A 22,392-nucleotide genomic window follows, 5' to 3' on the forward strand; every position below is an offset into this window, starting at 1 on the left:
TGGGCACGGGGTTATCGTCGGCGGCGTGGACGGTGATCGGCGAGGGTGGCGGGAGTGTCTGCTCGGCGGGGCGGTGTTCGCCGTGTGCATGGCCGGCACCACGCTGCCGACTCCGCTCTACCCCCTGTACCAGGAGAAGTTCGGGTTCTCCGAGTTGACGGTGACCGTCGTGTACGCCGTGTACGCCTTCGGGGTCATCGGCGTGCTGCTGCTGATGGGCAACGCCTCGGACGCCGTGGGCAGACGCGCGGTGCTGATCTGCGGTCTGGGGTTCGCGGCGGCGAGCGCTGTCTGCTTCCTGTCTGCCACCGGCCTGGAGTGGCTGTATGCGGGGCGGCTGCTGTCGGGGCTGTCCGCCGGTCTGTTCACCGGGGCCGCAACGGCGTATGTGATGGAGCTGGCGCCGTACGGCGGTGCCTCGCGGGCCACGTTCGTGGCGACGGCCGCCAACATGGGTGGGCTGGGCTGCGGTCCGCTGCTCGCCGGGGTGCTCGCGCAGTACGCCGCCTGGCCGCTGTACCTGCCGTTCGCCGTGCACCTGGTACTGGTGACCGGCTCGGCGGCCGTCCTGTTGCGGCTTCCGGAGACGGTTCGGGAACGGATGCCGCTGAACGCCGTACGGCCGCAGCGGCCTGCTCTGCCCGCGCCGGTACGGGCGGTGTTCGGGCCCGCGGCGATCGCCTCGTTCGTGGGGTTCGCCCTGTTCGGGGTGTTCACGTCAGTCAGCCCGGAGTTCCTCGCCCAGTCCCTGGACGTGCACAACCACGCCGTGAGCGGGCTGGTCGTCGCGCTGGCCTTCTTCTCCTCGACCGCCGGGCAACTGGCGGTCGGCCGCGTCGGAGTCGGGCGGTCGCTGCCGCTGGGCTGCGGCGCGCTCCTCGCCGGGCTGGCGCTGCTCGCGGGTGCGCTGCGGTGGGACCTGATGTCGCTGGTGGTGCTGAGCGCTCTCGTCGGCGGGGGCGGGCAGGGGCTGGCCTTCCGCGGAGCGCTGGCCGCGGTGGCCGAGGCGTCTCCGGCGGACCGGCGCGCGGCGGTGATCTCGACGCTGTTCGTGGTGGCCTACGCGGGTATCTCGGTACCGGTGATCGGTGTGGGTGTGCTGTCGGATCCGATCGGCCTGGAGAACGCGGGGCTGGTCTTCATCGCCTGCATGGCCGTCCTGGTCTCGACCGCAGCCGCCTACCTGCTCCGGCGGCCGGTACTGGCTAGGACGTGAGCGCGCAGGGAGACGGTGGCCCAGTGGCCGCCGGACGCGTCCGCGAAGGTCCCTGTCGCGCTCAAGGCATGTATGTCCAGCCGTTTCCGGCCAGTCGGGACCCTTCGGGTGTACGGCGGTAGAGCACGGACCGGTCGGACCGCGCGCGGGCGACGAGGCCGGCCCGGTGCAGCACGCCGAGGTGGTACGACACGGTGGCGGGGCTGAGGAAGTGACGTGCCGCCAGCTGCGTGGTGGAGGCCGGTTGCGCCAGCGCGGTGAGCAGCCCGGCGCGGGTGGGGCCGAGCAGCCTGGCCATCTCCGCGGAGGGGGCGGCCGGGGCGATGGACTCGGCGACGGCTCGGCCGCGCACGGGACAGACCAGCATGGGCGGCCTCCGTCCGCCCCGCGTCGGGTCCACGGCCACGCCCGGCCCCGCGGCCACCAGTGAGGGCACCACGACCACCAGGGGCACCGGCAGGGCGATGGTGAACCGACTGTCGACGTACAGCGTGCCGTCGTCCCAACGGATGCCGGGGTGCAGTGAGTTGAAGAGCCCGGCCGCTCCGTGCCGGGCCAGCACGCCGGCGCAGCGGTCGACCTCCGCGTCGAGGACGGCCTTCGCGGCCTCCCAGTGCGGGGCGAAGGCAAGGTCCCAGTAGCGCCGCATTTCGTCGGCCGCCTGCCGGGCCACGTACGCGCCGCCACGCGCCATCGCCCGCTGCACGGCTGAGGGCAGCTCCGCACCCGTCAAGCCGTTGCGCGGGCGACCGTCGCGCAACACCTCCAGCTCGCCCAGGACCCGTTCGGGCGCAGTGGCCCGGACCCGCTCCAGCTCTTCCTCGGGGGTGGGCGAGGGGCCGGACGGATGGGGGCTGAGGAAATCCGGCACGTAACCGCCGCCGTCCAGGGCCAGTTCCGTCAGCAACGGCAGTCGCGCCCGTCGCAGCACACGGCGGGCGCGCGCAAACCACGGATCGGCCTCCGGGCCCGGGCGCAGGCCCCAGGGCAGTAGCGTGGCGGCGGCCTCGTGCAATGGCGAGACGGCGAACCGGGAGCGGGCAAGCCCGGCGGCGTCCACGGTGAGCTCGATCATGACCCTGCCGCTGCCCCTTCGTCTCTCCCCTGCCGGCTATTCGAACCTGCTCGAATCGTGGCACGGAAGCTCGCGGTGGCAGGCCTGCTTCGCGCAGTCTGTTGCCCGGTCATGGAGCCGAGCCGAGGGGGAGCGGACATGCGGCGGACACGGGTGGCGGGGCTGCGAAGAACACCGCGGGCACGGGGGATGCGCCGGCCCGGATTGCCGACGGCGGTCGCCCTGGCCGCCGCGGGCGTCCTGCTGCTGTCGGGGACTTGCTCCTCGGCGGCGCAGGACCGACAGGGCGGGGCGGCCGCGGCATCCGCCGGGGAGAGCGGGGGACTCTCCGGCGCCGCGGCCTGCCCCGGCCTGGAGGGCTACACCTGCGCGACACTGACGGTCCCGCTCGACCACGGCGGCGGCACGCCGGGCCGACTGGGCCTGAAGGTGGCGATTGCGGACAACGCCAAGGCCCCGAAGGGCGTGCTGCTGTTTCTGACGGGTGGACCGGGACAGCCGGGTGTGCCGTACGTGAAACGGTTGAGCGAGAAGCTGGCGCCGGTGCTGAAGGACTACCGCCTCGTCATGATCGACCAGCGCGGCACCGGCGCGGGCGCACTGCAGTGCCCGCGGCTGCAGAAGGAGATGGGGGCGTCCGACCTCACACCGCCCACCGCACGAGCGGTGACGGACTGCGCCGCGGCCATCGGTCCCAACCGCCGCTTCTACAGTACGCGTGACACGGTCGCCGATCTGGAGCTGCTGCGCCGGGCGCTGGGTGTACGGAAGATGACGCTCGACGGCGTCTCGTACGGCACGTACACCGCCGAGCGGTACGCCCTGGCCCACCCCGGGCGTGTGGCACGGCTGGTGCTGGACTCGGTGGTGCCGCAGACCGGCGGCGACGCGATGGACCTCGCAGCGATGCGAGCCGCACCGCGCGTGCTGACGGCGGCGTGCAAGGCGATCGCGTGCACGACGGAACCGGCGGCGGACCTGGCCGAGGTGGTGGACACCTACGCCGACGGTGTCGACGTACTGGACGCGCTGACCACCTGGGGGTTCGTGGACCCGAACTACGCGGCGATGATCGACGCCCTGCACAAGGCGGCGGGCGGCGACCCCGGACCGCTGCGGGGCCTGATCGCGGGTACGCGGCAAGGGAACGCGGCGACTGCGGAGGAGCTGAGCCAGGGGCTGCACGCCTCGACGCTGTGTCTGGACGGCCGCTATCCGTGGGGCAGGTCAAACGCGCCGGTGGCCGGGCGCCAGGAGGCCCTGGAGAAGGCAGCAGCAGAACTGACGCCGGCCGACTACGGCCCCTTCGACGCCGCCACGGCCACGGGCCTCGGCTGGATGCTGAGCTGTCTGCACTGGCCGCGCACGCCGGCCCCGCCCCTGCCGCCGGACCACCGCCGCCTGCCGGGCGTACCGGTACTGCTCCTCGGCGGGGACAGAGACCTGTCGACCCCGCTGGAGTGGCTGTACGACCAGAAGAAGCTGACACCGCGGGCCCAAGTCGTGGTGGTACGGGGAGCCGCGCACTCGGTGCAGAGCAGGGCGGCGGGCGACGAGGGGCGCGAGGCGGTGTTCGACTTCCTCTTGCGGGACTGACTGCGGCTGGTCGAACGGAAACCTTTGTCCAGCGGCTCCAGGCTCGTATCGCAGGCACGCGAGACAGAACGGCGGCGGACGCCGAGTGGGCTTCTCGCGCCGGCGCTCGGCGGTTTCGGCATCGGCCTGACCGAGTTCCTGATCGTCGGGCTGCTGCCGCAGGTGGCGTCGAGTTTCGAGGTGTCGGAGGCAGCGGCGGGCCGGTCGCACCCGATGCCGCCCCGTGGCTTGCGGCCGCACTCGGCGTCAGGTCGCGTCACCTCGCGTCACGGCATGTCACCGGGGCGGCGGACCCGGCTCCTGAAACGCCAAGACCCGGGATGCGGGGCCACCGACCGCGGGAGAGGCTGGTGGCATGGCGTGGCACGAAGGCGGGCCAGGGCTGTGGGCACCCTGAACAAGCGCAAGGGCGCGCGGGGCGGCCGGGACGCCGACGTGGAGGCGGTGCTCGACGAGCTGTACGTCACGCCTCCGGCCGATTTCGTCGCGCGCCGGGAGGAGATGGCGGCCGCGGCCAAGGCGGACGGCCGGGGCGAGGACGCCCGCCGTATCCGTGCCGCCCGTCGCCCCACCCTGGCGGCCTGGACCGCGAACCTGCTGCTGCGCTCCCGGCCGGAGGAGAGCAGGCGGCTCCTGGAGCTGGGGCCGGTGCTGCGCGAGGCGTACCGCACTCTGGACGCCTCCGGCATCAGCGAACTGTCGGAGCAGCGACGGCGCATGGTCTCCGCACTGTCCCGGCAGGCCGCGCAGCTGGCCGGTCGGGCCGGGCAGCGGCTGTCGGCCGCGGTGCAGCAGGACGTCGAATCCACCCTGCGCGCGGTGCTCGCCGACCCGGAGGCCGCCGACCAGTGGGCCGGCGGACGCCTGACCGGCGCCCTCACTCCGCCGTCGGACTTCCCCACCGGCACCGCCCCGCCGTCCGGCGCCAGGCCGAAGCCGACGCGGCCGACGGCACCGCCGGCGTCGGCCGGAAAGCGGACGACGGACGAACTCTCCGAACGGCGCCGCCAACGGCAGGAGCAACTCGATCAGGCCCGGAGGGCAGCAGAAGAGGCCGCGCAGCGACTGCGCGACAGGCGCGCCGAAAAGGCCGAAGCGGACGTCGCCGTGCAGCGGGCCCAGGACCGCCACGACCAGGCCGAGCAGCAGGTGTCGGCCGCCGAGCAGCAACTGCGTCAGGCCCGGGAAGAGCTCCGGCGAGCCGACGACGAACAGCAGCGGGCCGAGGAACGCAGCCGCGCGACCGCAGACGCGCTCGACCGGGCCGAACGGGAAGCGCGCGAGGCTGCGCAGGCGGTGAAACGCCTGACCACACGCAGACGGTAGGCGGCGCACACGCGCACGTGACCCGGTGAACGCCCGAGCGGCGGCGCCTGCCGATATCGAACAGTTCCCTTGCGGTATCCCGTATCTCCACCTCACCGCGCTCGGCCGCCAGGAGGAGGGGGAGGAGCCGAAGGGCCGCTCCGTACTCAGTCAGCCGCGGGCGCGGCCCGTACCGCCAGCCCCCGGCGCAGGCACTCGGCGAGGCGCGCGGCGATGGTGCCGTCCGGGTCGAGGCGAGGGTTGAAGATCGTGACGTCGAGTCCCACGGCTCGCGGGTCGGCCAGGGCCGTCCGCAGTACGCTCTCCAGCTCCTCCCAGGTCAGCCCGTCGGGCTGGCGGTAGTCGACGGCGGGCATGATCGCGTCGTCCAGGACGTCGACGTCGAGGTGGACCCAGAATCCGCCACCCGTACCGGCCGCCAGCCTGTCGACCGCCTGGCGCGCTGCCGCGGCGGCGCCGGACGCGCGGACGCCGTCGAGGTCGACGGCGTGCAGCTCGGGCGGGAGCGGCTGCATACCGGCCAGGACGGACTCGGCGGCGTCGCGGAAACCGAGGGCGACGACGTCCTCGTCCCGCACCAGGGAGCCGCGGCCCTCGAGGTCGGTGAGCAGCCACGGGCCGCGGCCCGTGGCCAGGGCGAGTTCCATCGAGGCCGCCTCACCGTTCGGCTCCGCCGACGGCTGGTAGAAGTCGGTGTGACCGTCGAGGAACAGCAGCCCGTGGCGTCCGCGGCGGCGGAGGGCGAGGAGGTTGCCGAGCAGGATGCTGCAGTCCCCGCCGAGGACGACGGGGAAACGGCCGGCGTCGAGGACACCGCCGACCGCGTCGGCCAGCCGGGCGGAGTACCGCGCGATGGCGTGCGGGTTGAGAACCCCGGTGTCGGCGTCCCTCGCCGGGTCGTACGCCGGTGGATCGACCCGGACGGCCCGTACCGCACGGAGGCCGGCGAGCAGACCGGCGTCGAGCAGCGCCGTCGGCAGTTCCTGGACCCCGGAGGGCCGCAGGCCGAGCACGGACGGTGCCTCGACGATCGCGAGCTCCTGCATGTCCGGTCCCTTCCGCCGCCGACCGCCTCCCACCGTCACCCGCCCTCACTCCAGCCTCCCATAGCAGGCGTGCCCGAGCCGGGCCCGCGTCTGGCCGAAACCCGTCCCCCATGTGACCGGAGTTCACTCATGGTGGTGCAGAGTTCAACGGCTACCGGCGGTAAAGGCTTGCTTTCGCACAACACTGCCCCGTACACCTTGTCGACAACTGGCCAAGACTCTGGGGGAGTTGGCTTATGGAAGGCACGGTTGACGGGTTCCGCTACGGTGCGGTGACCCCTGTGGCGGCCTATCTGATGGCCTGCCTGGGAGGGGCGTTGGGACTGCGGTGCATCGTGCGGTCCCTGATCGACGAGCAGACGTGGAAGCCGGGTTGGCTGGCGCTCGGCGCCGCGTCGATCGGCTGCGGCATCTGGACGATGCACTTCATCGCCATGATCGGCTTCCAGGTCGAGGAGACCCGGATCCGGTACGACGCGGGGCTGACCGTCCTCAGCCTCGCCGTGGCCATCGTCGTGGTCGGTATCGGCGTGTTCATGGTCGGCTGTCTGGGCGCGGGCAAGGGCGCGCTGACCGGCGCGGGCGTCATCACCGGACTCGGCGTGGCCGCCATGCACTATGTGGGCATGGCGGCGTTGCGCCTCGACGGCAGCATCCGGTACGACGCGTTCACCGTAGGGCTCTCGATCCTGATCGCGATCGTCGCCGCCACGGCCGCGCTGTGGGCGGCCGTCACCATCCGCGGTTTCCTCACCAGCCTCGGCGCCAGCACGATCATGGGTGTGGCGGTCTCCGGGATGCACTACACGGGCATGGCGGCGGTCAGCGTGCATCTGCACGGCACGACCGGCGCCTCGTGGGCCGGTGACTCGCCCACCTCGCTGCTGTTACCCATGCTCCTGGGGCCGGTCGTCTTCCTGCTGCTGGCCGGAGTGGTGGTGATGTTCGATCCGCTCCTGGTCCTCGGCGACGGCGAGTGGAGCCGGTCCGGACGACGCCCCGGCGCCGACTCGGAGTTCAAGGCTCCGGCCACCACCAGCCCGCGGCCGCGCCGGGAACCGTACGCCCGCAAGCAGTGACGCGCAGTGAGCCGAGGGGCCCGCGACGCGCCGGACCCCCGCCTCCCCCTCTCGGCCTTCTCTAGATCATTGTTACGGTGCACCAGTGTCTGACTCCTCACGCGATACCGCCGAGGGCGCCGGCTGGGGCGCCGCCGAACTCGGCGAGTACAAGCGGCTGATGCCGCACAAGGTCGAGAAGATCTCCTGGCTCAACCCGAAGACGCTGTGGGCCGCCCGCAACGGCGTGCTCGCGTCCTGGTTCGGGGACCCGACGGGGCACACCCGCAGCCGCTGGGTGGCGCAGCGGGCGGCCGCCGGGGCGCCCGCCGACAAGGTGATCCGGCGCGACGACCCGGACCGCTTCTCCTTCCTCGTCATCGGTGACACCGGCGAGGGCGACGAGCCCCAGTACGCCGTCGTGCCCGGCCTGTTGCAGGTGGGTCAGGACACGCGGTTCGCGGTCGTCGCGAGTGACGTGATCTATCCGGTGGGCAGTGCCGACGACTACGGCACCAAGTTCTTCCGGCCGTACCAGGACTATCAGGCGCCCATGTACGCGATACCGGGCAACCACGACTGGTACGAGGACCTCGGCGCGTTCATGCGCGTCTTCTGCGGCGACGCCCCGCCCCTCGAGCCCGAGCCCGCGCAGCGCCCGCTCGGCAAGGCATGGCTGCGGTCCCTGCTGTGGCACCGGCCGCGCAAGGGGGACGGCCAACGGCTCGCGCGGGCCCGTGAGTTGAGGTCGTCCCCTGCCCAACAGGCCGTTCAGCCGGGGCCGTACTGGGCGATCGACGCGGGACCGGTGCGGATCGTAGGGATCGACACGGGGCTGCTGGGGACCATCGACGCCGAACAGGGCGCGTGGCTGCGCGAGGTGTCCAAGGATCCCCGGCCGAAGATCCTCATCACGGGCCAGCCCCTGTACGTGGACGGCGAGCACCACCCCTGCACGATCGAAGGAGGCGGCACCGTCGACGAGATCGTCCGTGACCCGGCCCACCGCTACGTCGCGGCGATCGGCGGCGACATCCACAACTACCAGCGCTATCCGGTGCAGGTGGACGGTCGCACCATCCAGTACGTCGTCTCGGGCGGCGGCGGTGCGTTCATGCACGCCACGCACACCATTCCGCGAGTCGACATCGCGAACGTCACCGAGAAGGAATTCCACTGCTATCCGCTGCGCGGCGACTCCCTGGCGTTCTACAGCGCGCTCTACGGCCGCCGGCTGCGCATGCGCCGCTTCTTCACCCTCACCGAGGCGGAGGCGGCGGCCGTCGTCGCCGAGCGCCTGGGCATCCCGCTGACCCGCGCCCAGCAGTCGGCCGCCCGCATCACCTGGCGCACCCGGGTGGTCGCCAGCCTGCTCGGCGCCGGCCGCCGTCCCGACCGCACCGCGCGGTTCCGCCTCCCTGTGCGCAAGATCTACACCCAGCTGTTCTCGCCGAGCTCGGCGACCTACAGCCCGCCGTTCTTCAAGTGCTTCCTGCGCCTGGACGTCACCCCGGAGACCGTCCGCCTGCGCTGCTACGCCGCGACCGGCAACCGCGCCCAGGAGATCGACCCGCCGGTGGAGGACGAGGTCACGATTCCCCTGTGCTGACCCGGGACTCCCTGACCAGGGAGGACGGGAACATCATCGGTGGCGGGCAGGTTGGCACTGCCGTACGACGTGATCGATGAACGATGGAGGAGCCCGTGCCGCCGACCTCACGACCGCTTCGCAAGCTGGGCTTCCTCACCATCGGGCTGTTCGACGAGGCGGATCCGCGCCGGGGCCACGAGTCCACGCTCGAGATCATCGAGCTGGGCGAACGGCTCGGCTTCGACAGCGCGTGGCTCCGCCACCGTCATCTCCAGTACGGCATCTCCTCCCCCGTCGCCGTCCTCGCGGCCGCCTCCCAGCGCACCCGCCGCATCGAGCTCGGCACCGCGGTCATCCCGCTCGGCTGGGAGAACCCGCTGCGGCTGGCCGAGGACCTGGCGACGGTCGACCTGCTGTCGGGCGGCCGCCTCAACCCGGGCATCAGCGTGGGCCCGCCGATGCACTACGACCGCATCAAGGAGGCCCTGTACCCCGACACGGCCGATGCCGAGGACTTCGGCTACGAGCGGGTTCAGCGCCTGCTGGACTTCGTACGGGGCAAGCCGGCCACGGACTTCAGCGGCGTCGAGGGGTTCGAGGTGTTCTCCGAGCGGGTGCAGCCGCAATCCCCCGGCCTGGGCAGCCGTATGTGGTACGGCGGCGGAAGCCTGCGTTCGGCGCAGTGGGCCGGCGAGCACGGGATGAACTTCCTGACCAGCAGCGTGGTCAAGGCGGAGGGGCCCGAAGGCGCGGAAGAGTCACCGGACTTCGCGCAGATCCAGCTCTCCCACATCCGCGCCTTCCGCGCCCACCACCCCGCCGGCGAGAACGCCCGCGTCTCCCAGGGCCTCGTCGTCATCCCCACCGACTCCGCCACTCCCGAACAGCGCGCGAAGTACGAGGAGTACCTCGCCCAGCGCACTCCGCGGACCACGTCACCGCAGGGTCCGGCGCGGCTGCTGTTCGCGCCGGACCTCGTCGGCACCTCGGAGGAGATCGCCGAACGCCTCCACGCCCACGCCGCGTTCCGCGAGGTGGACGAGGTGGCGTTCGCGCTGCCCTTCACCTTCGAGCACGAGGACTATGTGCAGATCCTCACCGATATCGCGACCCGTCTGGGCCCGGCGCTGGGGTGGCGCCCGGAGGTCTGAGGGGCAGCCCCTCGCCCTCGGCGATGACGCGGTCGAGCAGGTGCAGCGGGGCGGCCCGGACTCCGGCGGCCTCGGCCGCGTCCCAGTGGGCGAGGGCCCGGGGCAGGTCGACGAGGCCGTGGATCAAGGGGAGTTCGCCCGGCGGGCGGCCGGAACCGGTGAGATGGGCGTGGAGCAGTGACTCCAGCCGGCACGAGGCCAAGGTGTCCGGAATCCCGGACCGCAGAGCGAAGCCCGCGCTCGCCACGCCCGGCAGGTCCTCACTCAGCCGGGTCTCGGTGGCGTCGAGGGCCAGCAGCCCGCCTCCGAGGACCAGCACGTCCTGGTCGCGGTTCATCCGGTCCAGCGCCCTCCCGGTGTCGAGGCAGTGCGGGAAGGAGTCGTCCACGACGATCGTGCCGGGACGGAGCCGGCCGACGTCCAGGAGGGCCGTCGCGCCGCTCACGGCGGTGACGATCACATCGGCCTCGTAGACAGCCGCGGGCAGGGCGCGCCCCGACTCGGCGACCCGGACCGGCATCGCCGGATGCCCGGACGACAGTTCCGCCGCGAGCCTCTGGAGGCGCGCGGTGTTGCCCGGCAGATCGCACAGCAGCAGCCGGGCCGGCGGGCAGGGTGCCGTCGCCAGCAGCAGCCGGAGGGACGAGGTGCCGATCGAGCCGCACCCGACGACGGCGAGGGAGAGATCGTCGAGGCGGCGGCCGGTCGCCGCGAGCGCGGCCTGGACGGTCTTGGCCACGGCGACGGTCGTCGAGGCGTGGCCGGTGGTGATCGCCGCGCTCGTCGTGGTCTCCCGCAGGACGTCGTAGCCGTAGCCGGTGAGGGACGGGATCATGCCGGCGAGCGACACGCAGCGGGCGCCGAGGGAGGCGGCGTGCTCGACGGCGCGGGCGGTGCGGGCCGCCAGATCGCCGCCCGGCGCCAGCTCGTCGGCGAAGAGAGGAAGGGCGACGAAACCGGAGTTCCCGAGCGGGGTCCCGGTCTTCTCCAGCAGTCGGGCACGGCCGTCCGGGAAGAGGAGCGCCCGTATTTCCTCTCGGCCGAGGCCGGGACTGTCGTACGGCAGTCCAGCGAGGGCGGCGAGGTGGTGCGGGGCGGGCAGGTATCCGACGAGCGCGGCGTCGAGGTGAGGTCGCCGTCGGCGGGCGGTTCGGGCAGTGGCCTGATCGGCGTCGTTCAGCGCATCCCGCACCTGTGTCCGTATCGCTTCGGCGAAGCCGGCGACTTCGCGGGCCGTGAAGGCCGCCGCCGAGGCCCGGACGGTGACGCGAAGATTCTCCCCGTCCGCCAACGGCCGCACGGCCAGGAACACGTCGGTGCCCAGCGGCGGCGGGGCGAGGGCGGTGTCGGACTCGTCCGGGTGCAGGATCAGGCTGCCGACGGCCTCGGATCCGAGGGACGTGAAGTCGAGGAAGGTGAAGAAGAACTGGGCGTGTCTCGGCAGTCCCGCCGACGTGCGCAGCTCGCTGGGGCCCTCGGCCCTGGCCAGGTCCGTCTCGGCAGCTAGGCGCCGCAAGTCGTCGTCGAACGCGGGTGGTTGGGCCTGTCCGTCCAGCTCTGGCATGGCGGGTCGCAGCGCCACCGCTTCCGCGAAGGGGCCGAACACCCGATGCGCGTCCGCCGTGGACTCCTCGCGTCCGGTGACGGCGAGCCCGAGGATCAGGTCGCGTTGTCCGGTTCGTTCCGCGAGGGCGCGGTAGTACGCGGTGAGGAGCGGTGCGTACAGCGTGCGCTGCGCTGCTCGGGCGAGTCGACGCAATCCCGTGGTCGTGGCGGCGTCCAGGGTGAACCCCGAGGTGTGGACCGCCGGTTGTGCGTCGGTGTCCTCGGCGGTCGGGCGCCGCAGCACGGGGGGCGTGTAGGGGGCGTGGAGACGGGTCCGGTACTCCTCGGCCTCCGGGCCGTGCGGTCGCGGGCGTACGGCGGACTGGGCGACGTGGTCGCGGAAGGTGCCGTCGAGCGGCGGCAGGCCGTGCGGGAGGCCGCGGTCGAGGCGGTCGTACACGGTGAGCAGTTCCCGGGCCAGCAGGGCGGCGCTGTAGCCGTCGCCGATGAGGTGGTGCGCGTGGACGAGGAGCACGTGCTCGGTGCGGGCCAGGGTGAACAGCCGCAGACGCAGCAACGGCCAGGCCCAGGGCTCGAGTCGGCGCCGTGCCTCCTCGGCGGTCCGCTGCTCCAGGAGGTCGGGATGCGCGAGGGACTCCGCCTCCACGGGCAGGCGAAGCGAGTCCGGCAGCTCCTGCTGGACCGGGGGGCGGGCGTCTGCGGGGAAGACCGTGCGCAGCATCGGATGCCGGGCCACCAGGACGTCGACGGCACGCTGGAAGACGTCGTGGCGCAGCGGCCCGCTGAGCCGGAACCGGGCGAGCCAGCCGGAACCCGCCCCGGGGTTGATGGTCTCGGCGAGCAGGAATCCCCGCTGGGAGGGCGTGAGGGGGTAGGGAGCCATGGGCCGGGCGAAGTCCGAGTCCGAGTCCAGGGTCCGGTCGAACGCGGGGCTGGTGGCGGTGGCGTCGAGGGCCGAGGCGAGTGCACCCAGCGTGCGGTGGGTGTAGACGGCGGTCGGCCGTGGCAGGGCCGGCAACTCCTTGCGCAGGCGGGCGAAGAGCTCCAGCACCATGATCGAGTCGCCGCCGAGCGCGAAGAAGTCGTCCTCGCGGCTGACGTCGGGGACGTCCAGCAGGGCCGACCAGATGCGCGCCAGGGTGTGCTCGGTCGGGGTGGCGGGAGGGCTTCCGGGTTGGCCTCTCAGCCCGCTTCCGGCCGGGCTTGCGGGCCGGGTTGCGGGTGGGCTTGCGGGCCGGGTTCCGGCCGGGCTGCCGGGCCCGGTTCCGGGAGGGCTGCCAAGCCCGGATCGCACGGGCTCGGATGCGCGGGCCAGCAGAGTGCGGTCGATCTTGCCGGTGCCGGTCAGAGGTATCGCCGACATTGAGCGGATGCGTCCGGGCAGCATGTACGGCGGCAGCGTGCGGGACAGGAAGGCGCGCACCTCGCGTGCGTCGGGCTCGTCCGAGCCGGGCCGGGGTTCGACGTACGCCACCAGCCGTCCGTCGACCAGCAGCACGGCGGCCCGGGCGAAGTCCGGGTGGGTGAGCAGCGCGGCCTCGACCTCGCCCAGCTCCACGCGATGGCCGCGGACCTTGACCTGGTCGTCGAGGCGGCCGAGGAACTCCAGTGCGCCGTCCCCGGTCCGGCGGACCCGGTCACCGCTGCGGTACCAGCGGCGGCCCTCGCGTTCGACGAAGGCCTCCGCGGTGAGCTGCGGCTCGCCAAGGTAGCCGGGTGTCAGTCCAGCGCCGGCGATGAGCAGTTCGCCGGGCTCGCCGACCGCACAGGGACGCCCGTCCTCGGTGACGACGGCCAGTTCGGTCCCGGCCACCGGTCGGCCGATGGGCAGCTGCCGTACGTCGTCGGCGGGCCGGGTGTCGATGATGTGGCAGGTGGCGTTGATGGTGGCCTCGGTGGGCCCGTACAGGTTGGCGACCCTGTGCTCCGCTCCCCCGCAGGTGTCGAGCAGGTCGAACCAGCGGCGCACATGGGCGGCGGGCAGCGCCTCGCCCCCCACATGGACCCAGCGCAGTGCCGACAGGTCCGGTGGTGTCCCGTCCTGCCGCGCCCGGGTCTCGGCGGCGGTCAGCAGTCGCTCCCAGAGAGTCGGCACCGAACTCCACACGGTGATGCGGTCGTCGACGATCCGGTCCAGCAGTGCTTCGGGGTCGCGGAGGAGGTCCCGGGTGAGGGTGTGGACCGTGGCGCCGGCCAGCAGCGGTGCCAGCAACTGGCGTACGGAGGCGTCGAAGCAGACGGACGCCGTCTGCACGAGGTGGTCTCCAGGGCCGTATCCGAACGTGGTCAGGGACCAGTCGAGGTAGGTGAGCATGGAGCGGTGGGTGATGGGGACGGCCTTGGGGCGGCCGGTGGAGCCCGAAGTGAAGATCACGTAGGCGATGGCGTCGGGGTCGGCGGGTGGCAGCCGGTCCGGAGGCAGTGGGGCCGGTGACGGGTCGTCGGCGGCGACCGGGGTGATGCCGGCCAGCTCGCCGGTGGCCGTGCGCGTCGCCGTGTGACACACCACCACGCCGACGCCGGTGCGGTGCACCTGGTCCTGCAGCCGGGCGAGGGGGTGACCGGCGTCCAGGGGCACCCAGCCCGCGCCCGCGCGGAGGATGCCGACGACGCCGACGACGGTGTCCGCGCCCGGGTCGGTGAGCAGGCCTACCAGGTCGCCGGGCTGGACGCCGTTCGCCCGCAGCCGGGCCGCGAGAGCGGCGGAGGCGTGGTCGAGTTCGGCGTAAGTGAGCGTCGCACTGCCGGTGTTGACGGCCACGGCTGTCGGCGTCGCGCGGAACCGGGTACGGAGGCGGTCCACGACGCCGTCCTCGCCGAGCGTCCCCGACGCGCAAGGTGCGACGGCGCACCCCGTGGCAGCCGGTGTGACGGCACGCTCCGCGGGACCCTGTGTGATGGCGCGCTCCGCGGGATCCGGTGCGACGGATGCGGCCGATGGCTGTCCCGTCGCGGCGCGCAGTTCGTCCAGGAAGTCCGCGGCGAGACGCTCGACGGTCGCGCGCCGGAAGAGGTGAGCGGGGTGGTTCCAGGAGAGGCGCAGGGCCGTGTCGGACTCCCAGCACAGCAGTCCGAGCCGGGTCGCGGCAGAGGCGGTGGCCGCTGCGGTCGGGGTGACGGTGACCGGCCAGTCGCGGCCGTGGCTCACGGGGAAGCGGGCGAAGCTGAACCCGGCCGGGGCGACCGTACGGGGGGCGGGGCCGGTGGCGGGGAGCAGCGCGGCGATGTCGGGGCTGGAGAGCGTCGCGTGGGACTCCGCCTCGCGCCAGATCCGCTGCAACCGCCCGGCCAGTGCGGTCACGGGCTCGTCGGGGTCGACGTCGGCGAAGACCGGCAGAGTGTCGGCGAGCGGGCCCACTAGGCGGTCGATGCCAGGCAGGGGCGCCTCGCGGCGGGCACGCGCCACGTTCACGGCGACGGCCCGCTGTCCGCTCCAGCGGGCCAGGCAGCGGCCGTACACCGCGAGCAGCAGGTGGAAGAGGGAGACCTCGTGCCGTGCGGCCAGCTCGCGCAGGGCCGCCGTGAGCGGTGCGTCGACGGCCGTCTGGTGGTGGGTGAGCGGCGGCTGCGGGAGGGCTTGCGGGTCGCCGTCGTACGGCAGGGCCGCGGCCGTGGCCGCCGCGGTGTGCCCGGCGATGCGGTCACGCCAGTACCGCTGGTCCCGGGTGAAGGTCGCCGACGTGCGGTCGGCGGTGACAAGGTCCGCATAGTCGGCGAACTCGGCATGCGGGGCGGGGAGTTCGACAGGGCGGCCCTGCGCGAGCGTGGTGTAGAGCGACCAGAGCTCCTCGCACAGGACCTTCAGGCTGTACCCGTCCGCTGCGCTGTGGTGGACGACCAGCAGTAGGTGGGCGAGGTGTGCGTCCCCGCGGTCGCGGACCAGGACGGCACGCACCGGGTCTTCGCCGGTCAGGTCGAACGGGCGGTTGTACAGCCGCTGTTCGAGGTCGGGCAGCGGTGGTGCCGTGTCGTCCGGCTCGTGTACCTCGTACCAGCGGGGAGAACGTCCGGTGGGGTCGGCGGGCCCGGTGTACTGGCGCGGCGGTGTTCCGTCCGGGGCGTCCATGGCGTCCATGGCGTTCGTGGCGTTCGTGGTGATGCGCAGGCGCAGCATGGGGTGGCGTGCCGCGAGGTGGGCCAGGGCCCGGCCGAGGAGGTCGGGGTCGAGGGGGCCTCGGACGGTCTGGCGAAGGTAGCCGTAGGCGGTGACGCCTTCGTACAGCGCCTCCGTGGTGAGGAAAGCGCGTTGAAGCGGGGTGAGGGGGCGCGGGGTGTCATCCCACCTGGGGTTCGCTGCCGCTGGGGCGTGCGGGACCGTCGGCGTCTGTCCGCTGAGGTGGCCGGTCAGTTCGCCGATCGTCCGGTACTCGAAGAGCAGCGTTGCGGGCAGGGGCAGTCCGAGTTCCGTCTCCAGGCGGCGTGCGAGGTCGACGGCGGTCAGGGAGTCGAGCCCGAGGCCGAGGAACTGCTCGTCGTCGCCGATGTCCTCGGGGGCGCGGTGCAGCGCCTCGGCCAGCAGGCGGCGTACGAGTTCCGTGACGCGGGCGGGGTCGGCCACGGCGCCGTCGCCGCCGTCCGGTGAGGTGCGGGGCGAGCGAGGTGCGCTGTCGTGCGTGCCGTCGGGGCGCTCCGCTGCGGAGGGCACCGCGGGCGCGGGTGTCGTCGCGGGGGCCGCCAGCAGGTGCGCGGCATCGGTGGCGACGGCGGTCCGCAGCGCTGCGATCGCGGCCCGCGTGCTCATCGGGGTCAGGCCTCGAGCGTGCAGCCGGGTCCCGGCCGGTGCACCGGCGGCTTCGCCACGATCGGCGTCGCGGGGGCCGAGATGCAGGGCGGACACCAGTCCCGCATCGGCGACGGGACCGAACCCGATCGCCTGCCAGGGCCGGCCCGCCGCTCGTTCGGCGGCGGCGAAGGCGTCCAGGAAGGCGTTGGCCGCCGCATAGTCGCCGAGCGCGCCCGCCAGGCCGGGCAGTACCGAGGAGACGGAGGAGAAGGCGACGCACACCGCGGGCGTCCGGCCGTGCCGCCGCAGCGCCTCGGCGAGCAGCACCGTGCCCCGCACCTTCGCGGCGAGCACCTGCTCGATCTCGCCGTCGGTCTTGGCACGGAGGGTGCCGGGCCGGACCGTACCGGCGGCGTGGAACACCCCGTCGAGCGGAGGCAAGGTGGCGAACAGGGCGTCGACGGCGGCTTCGTCGGCCACGTCGGCCGTGTGGTACCGGACTCGGGCGCCCTGGGCACGGAGCTCGGCGAGCAGGTCGTCGGGCGCGGTCTCGGAGCGTCCGGTCAGGATGAGCCGGCATGCGCCGCGGCCCGCCAGGTCGCGTGCGAGCGCGGAACCGAGCCCGCCGGCTCCCCCGGTGATCAGGTACGTGCCGTCGGACGGCAGGGCATCGAGCGCTGTGGGAGCGTCCGGTGCGGCGGTCGGCGTACGGCTGAGCCTGCGTCCGGAGCGCCACGCGAACGCGCCGTCCGCGCCCGGCTCGTGGGCCGACCACAGCTCCCGTTCCAAGGCGTCGACCCGGGCGTCGAGCGTGTCGCGGGAGGAGAGGTCGACGCTGCGCGCGGCGAGCCCCTTGTGCTCCTCCGGGAGTGCCAGGGTGAAGCCGTGCAGGAGTGCCTGCGTCGGACGCGCCTGTTCCGGGGCGGTCCTGGTGATGTACGCGTCCTCGGTGACCACCAGCAGGCGGGTGCAGTCGGCGGAGAGCAGGCCGAGGACCTGGCGCAGTGAGGTGACGGCGGCGCTCGTGGCGGCGTCCGGGCCCTGCCGGCTTCCGTCGCCGGAGCCGTCCTCGCCGCCCAGCCACACCACGGTGTCCGCCGACGCGGCGACCAGCCCGTCGGCGCTGACCTCGCCCAGTACCCTCACCCCACGGCCGACGAGCCGCTCGGCCAGGGCCCGGCCGAGCGCCCGGTCAGCGCCGATCAGCCGCACGACGCGGGGCCCCGCCGCCGGAGTGAGCGGCGCGTCCCGCCAGTCGAGGCGCCGCACCGCGGTCGCCGCACCGGCCGTGCGCGGCCAGTGACGGGCGCGCTGGAACGGATAAGTCGGCAAAGGCACCCTCGGGCGCACGGCCGCCCCGTCCAGAGCCGCCCGGTCCAGCACCGCACCGCGTGCCCACAGCCGGCCCGCCGTCTCCAGCAGCGCCCGTGCCCCGGAGGCATCGGCGTCACGGCCGGGGACCGAGGCGGCTCCCGCCGTCAGGACAGCCACGTCCGAGGTGTCGTGCGCCTCGGCGACCGCGCGGACCGCCCCGCCCAGGGTGTTCCCCGGGCCGAGTTCCACGAACGTGTCGTAGCCCTCGTCCAGCAGCCGTGCCACAGCCGCGCCGAACCGCACCGGCTGGACGGCGTGCTCCTGCCAGTAGCCAGGGGTGAGGCCGGGGCGCCACTCGCCGGTGACCGTGCTCAGCATCGGTACGGCCGCCGGTTTGACCGTCAGTGCCTTCGCGGCGTCCCGCAGCGGTTCGAGGACCGGCTCCAGCAGCGGCGAGTGGAAGGCATGGGAGACACGGAGCCTGCGCGTGGCCACGCCACGTCTCGTCAGCTCCGCGAGGGCACGCTCGACGGATTCCCCGGCTCCCGAAATGACCACCTGCCGGGGCCCGTTGACGGCAGCCACGCTCAGCGAGCCGCCGGATGCGGAGACGAGCTCGGCGACGGTGTCCTCGTCGCCCCTGACGGCGGCCATGGCTCCCGGCAGGGCACGTTCGCCCACCAGACGTCCGCGCTCCGCGGCGAACCCCACCGCCTCGGCGAGGCTCAGCGCCCCGGCGACACACGCGGCGGCGATCTCACCCACGCTGTGTCCGGCCACCGCGTCCGCGGCCAGGCCCCACTCCCCCAACTGCCGGGCCAGACCCACCCCGAACGCGACGAGCAGCGGCTGGGCCACCTCCGTTCTGGCCAGCTCCTCGGGACCGATACGGGGATCGAGGCACCACTCGGCGAGCGAGCGCCCGCGTACGGGTCCCGTCAGGGAGGAGGCCTCGTCCAGCACCTCGCGGAACGCGGGAGCCGACCGGTACAGGGCGCGGCCCTGGCCGGGCCGCTGTGCGCCCTGCCCCGGCAGCAGGAACACCGTGCGCGGGCGGGACCGGGCGATCGTGAAGTCCGCCGCGTGGGCGGTGGCGAGGCGGTCCGCGAGGTCGCCGTCGGCGACCACGGCGAGGCGGTGAGGGCGGTCGTCGCGCGCGGCGTTCACTGCGGCGCAGAGGTCCGCCTCGTGCAGATCCGGGTGCGCCCGTACGTACGTGGCCAGGTCGGCGGCGGATGTGCGCAGGGCGTCGGCGCTGTGGGCCGACAGCGTGAGCAGATGGGGGCCGTCGGCGGCGGCACGCGCGGAGGGGATCCGTGCGGGTGCCTCCTCCAGGACGGCGTGTGCGTTGGTGCCGCCGAAGCCGAAGGCGTTGACGCCCGCGATCAAGGGTCGGGGTCCTGGGGTCCGCCATTCCCGCTGCTCGGTGACGAGTTCGAAGCCGGGGGCGACGCGTTCCAGGTACGGCGCGGGCGGGGTCGTGTTCGGGGAGGGCGGGATACGGCGGTGCTGGAGTGCCAGGACCGTCTTGACCAGGCCCGGTAGACCGGCGGCGTTGAGCAGGTGCCCTATGTTCGCCTTGACCGAGCCGATCAGGCGCGGGAGCCCGTCGGTGCGGGGCGGGAAGGCGTGTCCGAGTGACTGTGCCTCGATCGGGTCGCCGACCGGAGTGCCGGTTCCGTGTGCCTCGACGTACGACACCGCGTCGGGGTCGATGCCGCACTCGTCGTAGGCCCGGGTGATGACCTCGCGCTGGGTGCGCGGATTGGGGGCGAGCAGGCTGAGCGACCGGCCGTCGTTGTTGACGGCTGTGCCGCGGACCAGGGCGAGTACCGGATCACCGTCCCGCAGCGCGTCGTCCAGGCGGGCGAGGACGAGGGCCGCTCCGCCTTCCCCGGGCACGATTCCGTCGGCGGCGGCGCCGAAGGGGCGGCTGCTGCCCGTCGGGGACAGTGCGCCCGCGCCTGCGAGCAGCCGGTGGCCGGTCGGGGTGAGGGCGAGCTGGACGCCGCCGACCACGGCGATGTCGCACTCGCCGCTCTGGAGGCTGCGCCGCGCCAGGTGGAGCGCCACGAGCGCGGAGGAGCACGCGGTGTCCACCGCGAGGGCGGGGCCGTCGAGGTCGAGTGTCTGGGAGAGGCGGGCGGCGATCAGGTTGGGCAGGTTGCCGGTGAGCGCTCCCGGGTGGGCGGTGAGGTCGCCGTCCGTTGCGGCGGCCAGGATCTCGCGGTATCCGCTGTCACCGACGGCGGCGAACACGCCGATCCTGCGGCCGGTACGCCGCGGCCCCGCGTACCCGGCGCGCTCCAGGGCTTCGTGGGCCAGCTCCAGGAAGATCCGCGCCTGTGGGTCGGTCGCGCGGGCCTCCTCGTCGTCGAGGCCGAAGAAGGCGGTGTCGAAGAGCCCGGGGTCGGGGAGGAAGGACCCGAGGAGGGCGGGGGCGCCGGGGGCGCTCTCCCAGCCCTCGCCGCGGTCCTCGGGCACGGCCGTCACCGTGTCGCGCCCGGAGACGAGCAGGTCCCAGAACGCCTCGGGCGTCGGGGCGCCGGGGAAGCGGCAGGCCATGCCGAGAACCGCCATCGGCCGGTTCCGGGGGTTCTCGCCGGACGGCATCGAGGCGCGCTCGGCACGCGTCACCCTCGCCGCGGCAGGCCCGGAATCCGAGGCTGTCGGTCCGTCAATCCCCGTACGGGATACGGCCAATTGAGCCAGCACATGCCCGGCCAGCGCGGCCACGGTGTCATGGTCGCGCAGCACGCGGGGTTCCACCGTGACGGAGAAGGCGTCCTCGATCCCGGCGAGCACCGCCATCGCCTTCAGCGAGGAGCCCCCGAGCGCGAAGAACCGGTCGGTGCGGTCGATGCCCGCCGGCGCGAGGTCCAGGGTCCGTGCCCAGATTCCCCGGACCGCTTCCTCGACGTCACGCCGCGAACGCGGCACGGGCCCTTGCGTACCGTCCTCGTCCGCCCGGGTCGCCTCGAGCCCGCCCCGCGCCGCCGACAACCGCTCCTCGACCGCCGCATAGGCACCCGCGTCGAACCGGGCGCGCATCAGAGCGCGCCGCAGCTTGCCGCTCGTCGTGCGCGGAAATGCCCCGGGCGGCAGGGGCAGCACCCGTACGTCGTCGTGGCCCAGTGCCTCCCGCACCCGGGCGGCCGCCGCGTCGAGCACCGGAAGAGCCGTGGCCAATGCGGGCCGCGCCCACTGCACGAACACCACGACGCGGTCGCCCCCGGTGTCCGGATCCGTGGAGCCGATCGCCGCCAACGTCCCCTCGGGCAGCCCAGGTGTGGCGGCGGCGGTCTCCTCGAGGTCGGGTGCGTGGAAGGTACCGCCGCCGACGAAGACGACGTCCTTGTGCCGGCCGGTGACGCACAGCCGGCCCTCGTCCAGGAAGCCGAGGTCGCCGGTGCGCAGCCAGCCGCCGGAGAACGCGGCCGCGCTCGCGTCAGGGGCGCGGTGGTAGCCCCGGGCCACCTGGGGACCGCGCACCTCGATGTGACCGACCCGCCGGTCGCCGAGCCACCTGCCGGAGTCGTCGGTGACCCGGATCTCGCAGTCCGGCACCGGTCGGCCCACATCCATCACTTCGACGGCGTCCGGTCCGGGTTGCGCGGCCACGGCCCGGCCACGGCTCAGCGCCGTCCGGTCCAGCAGCCGGGGCGTGGCGATCTCCCCGAGCGGGGGCGCGGTCACGGCGAGGGTGGCCTCGGCCAGTCCGTACACGGGCAGCATGGCCCTGGCGTCCAGCCCAGCCGGGCCCGCCTTGGCGGTGAACTCCCGCCACACGCGCGGTGCGATCGGCTCGGCGCCCACGAGCATCAGCCGTACGCAGCTCAGGTCCAGTGCGGCCCAGGCACTGTCCGGTACCCGCCGCACCGCCAGCGCCAGCGCGAAGTTCGCCGCTGACAGCAGGGTCGCCCGGTGCCGGGTCACCGCTTCGAGCCAGCGGGCGGGGCGCTTGGCGAAGGTCAGCGGTTCGAGACGCACTTGCTTCAGGCGTGCCGCCATGGGGACGAGGTGGGTGCCTATCAGGCCCATGTCGTGGAAGTACGGCATCCAGGTCGCCACCACGTCGTCCGGAGTGACCGCCATGGCGGCGCGGATCTGGCGGAGGTTCGCGAGCACGGCCTCGTGGGTGAGTTCCACGCCCTTGGGCGCGCCGGTGCTGCCGGAGGAGAACTGGAGGAAGGCGAGGTCCTGGGGCTCGCGGCGGGGCAGCGCGCGCGGCGGGTGGCCCTCGCGCAGCGCATTCAGGCGGAGGGCGCGCACCGGACCGGGGAACTCGGCGAGCAGGGCTTCGGTGGAGTCGTCCACCACGACGGCGGGCCTGCCGAGGAACTCCCACACCGGGCCGGCCCGACGTGCCTCCGGGGCGAGCGGGACGGGCACGAGCCCCGCCGCCAGCGCTCCCCAGAACATCGGCTGGAAGTCCTCGCCGAGTTCCGCGAGCAGCGGCACGGGGGTGCCGGGTTCGAGACCGGCCGCGCGCAGGCCCCCGGCCACGCGCAGGGCGTCGTCGTGGAGTGCGGCGAAGGTGACGGTGTGTTCGCTGCCGTCTGAGCGGACATGGACGACGACCTGCTCCGGGGCCTCCTCGGCGGCGTGCAGCAGCAGGTCGAGGAGCGTGGCGGCGCTACGGCGCCCGGGAGTCGGCATGCGCTTCCTTCCTCATCGCAGGGCCGGGGCCCGCGGACGCGCCCTGCCGAGGTCCGGTACCGGGCACGAGC

Annotated in this window: 9 protein-coding genes and 1 pseudogene; 7 read left to right on the forward strand and 3 right to left on the reverse strand. The window is 73.6% G+C overall.

What is annotated here, in order from left to right; genetic code table 11:
• Positions 1-25 precede the first annotated feature (25 nt).
• Positions 26-1,216: an MFS transporter gene (locus tag ACQEV2_RS01210; protein ID WP_433035347.1), complete on the forward strand. Its 1,191-nt coding sequence runs from the start codon at positions 26-28 to the stop codon at positions 1,214-1,216.
• 61 nt (positions 1,217-1,277) lie between these two features.
• Here ACQEV2_RS01210 and ACQEV2_RS01215 read toward each other — a convergent pair whose 3' ends face one another.
• Positions 1,278-2,291: an ArsR/SmtB family transcription factor gene (locus ACQEV2_RS01215; protein WP_433035350.1), complete on the reverse strand. Its 1,014-nt coding sequence runs from the start codon at positions 2,289-2,291 to the stop codon at positions 1,278-1,280.
• Positions 2,292-2,429: 138 nt separating this feature from the next.
• On the opposite strand from ACQEV2_RS01215, the gene ACQEV2_RS01220 reads away from it, so the two are divergent.
• From ACQEV2_RS01220 to ACQEV2_RS01230, 3 genes and pseudogenes are all read left to right on the forward strand, one after another.
• Complete coding sequence (locus ACQEV2_RS01220; RefSeq protein WP_433035353.1) at positions 2,430-3,887, forward strand: alpha/beta fold hydrolase; 1,458 nt, start codon at positions 2,430-2,432, stop codon at positions 3,885-3,887.
• Between the two features lie 24 nt (positions 3,888-3,911).
• Positions 3,912-4,091: pseudogene (locus ACQEV2_RS01225) on the forward strand (hypothetical protein); the annotation flags it as partial.
• Between the two features lie 180 nt (positions 4,092-4,271).
• Positions 4,272-5,213, forward strand: coding sequence for a hypothetical protein (locus ACQEV2_RS01230; RefSeq protein ID WP_433054093.1), 942 nt, complete (start codon positions 4,272-4,274; stop codon positions 5,211-5,213).
• Positions 5,214-5,359: 146 nt separating this feature from the next.
• Here ACQEV2_RS01230 and ACQEV2_RS01235 read toward each other — a convergent pair whose 3' ends face one another.
• Positions 5,360-6,259, reverse strand: coding sequence for an arginase family protein (locus ACQEV2_RS01235; protein WP_433035356.1), 900 nt, complete (start codon positions 6,257-6,259; stop codon positions 5,360-5,362).
• Positions 6,260-6,495: 236 nt separating this feature from the next.
• On the opposite strand from ACQEV2_RS01235, the gene ACQEV2_RS01240 reads away from it, so the two are divergent.
• From ACQEV2_RS01240 to ACQEV2_RS01250, 3 genes are all read left to right on the forward strand, one after another.
• Positions 6,496-7,338: an MHYT domain-containing protein gene (locus tag ACQEV2_RS01240; protein WP_433035359.1), complete on the forward strand. Its 843-nt coding sequence runs from the start codon at positions 6,496-6,498 to the stop codon at positions 7,336-7,338.
• Positions 7,339-7,423: 85 nt separating this feature from the next.
• Entirely contained in the window at positions 7,424-8,926 is a 1,503-nt protein-coding gene (locus tag ACQEV2_RS01245) for a metallophosphoesterase family protein (RefSeq protein ID WP_433035362.1), read from the forward strand.
• Between the two features lie 95 nt (positions 8,927-9,021).
• Positions 9,022-10,059: an LLM class flavin-dependent oxidoreductase gene (locus tag ACQEV2_RS01250; RefSeq protein ID WP_433035365.1), complete on the forward strand. Its 1,038-nt coding sequence runs from the start codon at positions 9,022-9,024 to the stop codon at positions 10,057-10,059.
• Here the strand turns inward: ACQEV2_RS01250 and ACQEV2_RS01255 are convergent.
• Positions 10,004-22,321, reverse strand: a complete 12,318-nt coding sequence (locus ACQEV2_RS01255) for an amino acid adenylation domain-containing protein (RefSeq protein WP_433035368.1) — start codon at positions 22,319-22,321, stop codon at positions 10,004-10,006. The genes ACQEV2_RS01250 and ACQEV2_RS01255 overlap by 56 nt on opposite strands.
• Positions 22,322-22,392: the final 71 nt, after the last annotated feature.

This window comes from Streptomyces sp. CA-251387, assembly GCF_050936625.1.
Classification (GTDB): Bacteria; Actinomycetota; Actinomycetes; order Streptomycetales; family Streptomycetaceae; genus Streptomyces.

Coding starts and splice junctions, on each gene's coding strand:
- ACQEV2_RS01215 (WP_433035350.1), bottom strand. CDS start 2,291: ATGATCGAGCTCACCGTGGACGCCGCCGGGCTTGCCCGCTCCCGGTTC.
- ACQEV2_RS01220 (WP_433035353.1), top strand. CDS start 2,430: ATGCGGCGGACACGGGTGGCGGGGCTGCGAAGAACACCGCGGGCACGG.
- ACQEV2_RS01235 (WP_433035356.1), bottom strand. CDS start 6,259: ATGCAGGAGCTCGCGATCGTCGAGGCACCGTCCGTGCTCGGCCTGCGG.
- ACQEV2_RS01240 (WP_433035359.1), top strand. CDS start 6,496: ATGGAAGGCACGGTTGACGGGTTCCGCTACGGTGCGGTGACCCCTGTG.
- ACQEV2_RS01255 (WP_433035368.1), bottom strand. CDS start 22,321: ATGCCGACTCCCGGGCGCCGTAGCGCCGCCACGCTCCTCGACCTGCTG.